The 3,615-nt window shown below is 73.7% G+C and carries 4 protein-coding genes and 1 tRNA gene; 2 read left to right on the plus strand and 3 right to left on the minus strand.

All coding sequences use genetic code 11. The features are described 5' to 3' along the window. Nucleotides 1–679, plus strand: a 679-nt coding sequence (locus DQW06_RS27730; RefSeq protein ID WP_232833184.1) for a phosphatidylserine/phosphatidylglycerophosphate/cardiolipin synthase family protein, incomplete at its 5' end; no start/stop codon positions are given. 63 nt (nt 680–742) lie between these two features. Here DQW06_RS27730 and DQW06_RS27735 read toward each other — a convergent pair. Both DQW06_RS27735 and DQW06_RS27740 read right to left on the minus strand, forming a co-directional pair. Beyond that, nucleotides 743–961, minus strand: a complete 219-nt coding sequence (locus DQW06_RS27735) for a hypothetical protein (protein ID WP_013155098.1) — start codon at nt 959–961, stop codon at nt 743–745. 182 nt (nt 962–1,143) lie between these two features. Then, nucleotides 1,144–2,385: an FAD-dependent oxidoreductase gene (locus tag DQW06_RS27740; protein ID WP_071622780.1), complete on the minus strand. Its 1,242-nt coding sequence runs from the start codon at nt 2,383–2,385 to the stop codon at nt 1,144–1,146. A 136-nt stretch (nt 2,386–2,521) separates the two neighbouring features. Between DQW06_RS27740 and DQW06_RS27745 the strand changes: the two genes are divergently transcribed. Then, complete coding sequence (locus DQW06_RS27745; protein WP_117199588.1) at nt 2,522–3,124, plus strand: TetR family transcriptional regulator; 603 nt, start codon at nt 2,522–2,524, stop codon at nt 3,122–3,124. A 140-nt stretch (nt 3,125–3,264) separates the two neighbouring features. On the opposite strand, the gene DQW06_RS27750 is transcribed toward DQW06_RS27745, so the two are convergent. Beyond that, a tRNA-Arg gene (locus DQW06_RS27750) sits at nt 3,265–3,337 on the minus strand. Nucleotides 3,338–3,615 lie beyond the last annotated feature (278 nt).

Consider the following 3,615-nt stretch of genomic DNA (forward strand, 5'->3'; position numbering starts at 1 on the left):
CTGGCGCGACACGCACATGCGCGTGACCGGCCCGGCGGTGTGGGAGCTGGAGAACGCCTTCAGCGACTTCTGGAACATGAACCGGCGGTCCCTCCAGCCCGAGCTGGAGAACTTCGGCGACCCCGACTGGGACGCGCACTTCCGCGTGCACCGCAACGTGCCCGAGATGCTCATCTATCCCATCCGGGCGATGTTCCTGGAGGCCATCGACCGGGCCAAGGAGCGGGTGTTGTTCACCCAGGCCTACTTCATGCCCGACCGGGAGTTCCAGAACGCCCTGGTCGGGGCGGTGGAGCGCGGCGTGGACGTCAACATCCTCGTACCGGAGGAGTCCAACCACGTCGTCGCGGACTGGATCTCCCGCAGCCAGTACTCGGTGCTGCTGCGCGGCGGCGTGCGCCTGTGGCTGTACCGCAACGCCATGGTGCACGCCAAGACGGCGACGGTGGACGGCCGCTGGTCCACGATCGGCACCGCCAACGTGGACCGGCTGAGCCTGACGGGCAACTACGAGATCAACGTGGAGATCTTCGACGAGGGCGTGGCCGCACACCTGGAGGAGGTCTTCGCCAACGACCTCGCCAACGCCCGCGAGCTGACCGAGTGGGAGTGGCGGGACCGCCCCTGGTACGCCAAGTTCGGCGAGGCCGTGCTGGCGCCCTGGCGGCCCTTCCTGTGATCGGCCAGGTGCTCCGGCCGCGGCGTTGGACCGTGTTCGGCGGACCGCCGGGCCAACGCCCGCTCAGGAGCGGCGTCGCTTGGGCGGCGGCCCCAGCCGGTTGGGGAAGAACGGGTCCGGGTCGGTCTTGCGGGGCCGGGGCCCGCCCCAGTGCTGGGGGCCCGGGTGCGGGGTGCGGTGGAGCGCCCCGGCGATGGCGGCGGGCGAGCCGCCCCGCTGCCGGGCGGGTGTTCTGTCCGGTTCCTCCGCCTGCCCGTCCCGGAAGTGCTCCGCGTGCGCCATCCGTGTGACCTCCCCCGTCCGGTACCTGCTCCCACCCCATGATCGGACGAGCCGCCCCCGGTGTCATGGCGACACGTGGGGGAAACGGCACCGATGACCGGGGAGAACGCGGACGCGCGGGGCCCGGTCACGGGTCGGTCGGCTCCGGGGCCGCGCCGGACGGCCGCCGGGTCGCGCGCCCGTCACCCGTCCGCCGCGGCGTGCCGCTCACCGGCGCGCCGGATGCGGCGCTGGACGAGGCCGCGGACGCCCGGAAGCAGGACGGCCCGGATCGCCAGGTCGTTCATCCACACGTGCGCGCGGCTGGAGGGGGCGTACTGGCGCGTCCCCCGCCGGGCGAGCGCCTGCCGCCTGCGGGTCTCGGGGCGCAGGCCCGCCTCCCACCGCGCCAGGGCCCCGGTGACGTCGCCGCCGTGCCGCTCCAGGGCGTCGCCGAGCCGGTCGGCGCCGCTGAGCGCGAGGGCCGCGCCGTACCCGGCGAACAGGGAGGGGCACCAGGCCGCGTCGCCCAGCAGCACGACCCGGCCGCGGCTCCACCGGTCCGCGCGGACCTGGCTGACGGAGTCGAAGTAGGCGCCGGACGGGTCGGCGCGCAACTGGCGGAGCACGTCGGGCACGCCCCCGCCGAGGTCGCCGAACGCCGAGGTGAGCGCCCGGACCGGTCCCCGGGCCAGTTCGGCGTCCGGATCCGCGCAGCGGTAGGCGAAGAAGGCCGAGGACCGGCCCGGACCGAGGTTGACCACCGCCGCCGTGCGCCCCGGCCCGATGAACGTGGTGCCGGTCCCCTCGGGCACGTCCTCGGGGAGCCGGTCGAGCGGGAGCGCACCCACGACGTGGTCCAGGTCGACGCGGAAGTCCGCCTCGGGGCCGAACACGGCGGCGCGGACGCCGGAGCGCAGCCCGTCGGCGCCGACGAGCAGGTCGGCGCGCTCGGTGGTGCCGTCGCTGAGCCCGACCCGGACGCCGTCGGCGTCCTGGGCCACGTCCACGGCGGTGGTGCCGAATCGCAGGACCGCGCTGCCGCGCACGGCCTCGTACAGCGCCGATTCCAGGTTCTCCCGGAACACGGTCAGCGCCCGGTCGCCGAGGGCGGCCCTGGCGATCTCGGGAGGGACGGCGAACTTGCGCCGACCGTCGGCCCTCACCAGGACCGTGGAGAACAGGCCGATGTCGCTGGCCGAGAGCGCGGGGACGAGGCCGAGGCGCTCGGCGGCGTCGTATCCCCACCCGACCAGGTTCACCATGTAGCCGCCTCTGCGGCGGGCCGGGGCGCGCTCGACCACGAGCGTCTCCCAACCGGCCCGGTGGAGCCGTAGCGCGGTGGCGAGCCCGGCGATGCCCGCGCCGACGATCACCGCCCGCCCCGGGGGCGAGCCGCCGTCTCCGCCACCGGCACGCTGGGAGGAGTCCCCGTCGTTCGTCACCGCGACCTCCGGACCACATTGGTATGAGCAAGCGTTCATTCAAGTATGAGCATGTGTTCATACCAAGCGCAAGCCGGTGGCCCGGTGTGCGGCGGCCGACCGCGCCAAGGTCGTTCGAGGACCTAGACTTCCTGGCATGCCACGTGGTGTCGCCATCCCCGAACTCAGGCAGCGGCTCTTCTCCGCGGTCGAGCGGGTGATCGTCCGGGAGGGGCCGGGCGGACTCAGCGGCCGGGCCGTCACACGCGAGGCCGGTGTCGCCACCGGGCTGCTCTACGCCCACTTCGCGGACACCGACGACTTCCTGGCCGCCTACGCCGTCGACCGGGGCTTCCAGGTCTGCGCCGGGGCCGCGTCCCTGCCGGGGCGCGCCGGTACGGGCGCGGTCGCGGACAACCTGGCCGAGGCCGTGCTGGCGACCCCGCCGACGGTCCTCCTGGCGCTGACCAGGCTCATGGCCTCCCGGCCGGAGCTGGCCGGACGCGTGCGCGCGGTCCTCGGCGACCGCACGGCCGGTCTGGAGGCGGTCGAGACCGCGGCCGCGGACTACCTCACCGCGGAGCGGCGCCTGGGGCGCCTCCACGGGAGCGCCGACCCCGAGGCGCTGGCGCTGGCGGTGGTCGGCGCGGTCCACCACCTCGTGCTCACTGGCGCGCGGGACTCCGCGGTCGGCGGCCGGGTCCGGCGGACGGTGGCCGCGCTGCTCGCGGGTTTCACGGAGGCGGCCGACCGACGGTGACCGCAGGCGGGCGGCCGGGCGGGCACGCGCTCCCAGACGACGTGTGGAGACGAGCAGAGCCCCGTGGGCTGCAACCGTAGTCGCAACCCACGGGGCTCTCACCCTGATGGCTCTGCGAGATCATCGCAGGTCATCCCATGCGGCCCCGGCAGGATTCGAACCTGCGGCACCCGCTTTAGGAGAGCGGTGCTCTATCCCCTGAGCTACGGAGCCATGGGTCTGGCGCGGGTATGTCTTACCCCGCCACCGGACCAAGCCTAACCCAGGATGGACGTGGATGGGGTGTCGGTCCGCCTCCGGCGGGGGCGGTTGGGGGACTCTGCGTGCATGGCGGAGTACGCTGACCTACGATTGGTTGTCCTGGTGCGGTGTGACGTTGTTCATGACGCATGTCGTGTTATGGCCGCATATGTGCCCTCGATAACGATGGGGGCGCGGGCTCGGCGTTGACCAGCCCGGCGGTGACCAGGTGTTTCACCGAAGCCCGGAGC

Source organism: Nocardiopsis sp. TNDT3 (genome assembly GCF_003427465.1).
GTDB lineage: Bacteria > Actinomycetota > Actinomycetes > Streptosporangiales > Streptosporangiaceae > Nocardiopsis > Nocardiopsis dassonvillei.

Bases quoted from the DNA above. Each gene is read 5' to 3' on its own strand.
- DQW06_RS27735 (WP_013155098.1), bottom strand. From the start codon at position 961: ATGGCGCACGCGGAGCACTTCCGGGACGGGCAGGCGGAGGAACCGGAC.
- DQW06_RS27745 (WP_117199588.1), top strand. From the start codon at position 2,522: ATGCCACGTGGTGTCGCCATCCCCGAACTCAGGCAGCGGCTCTTCTCC.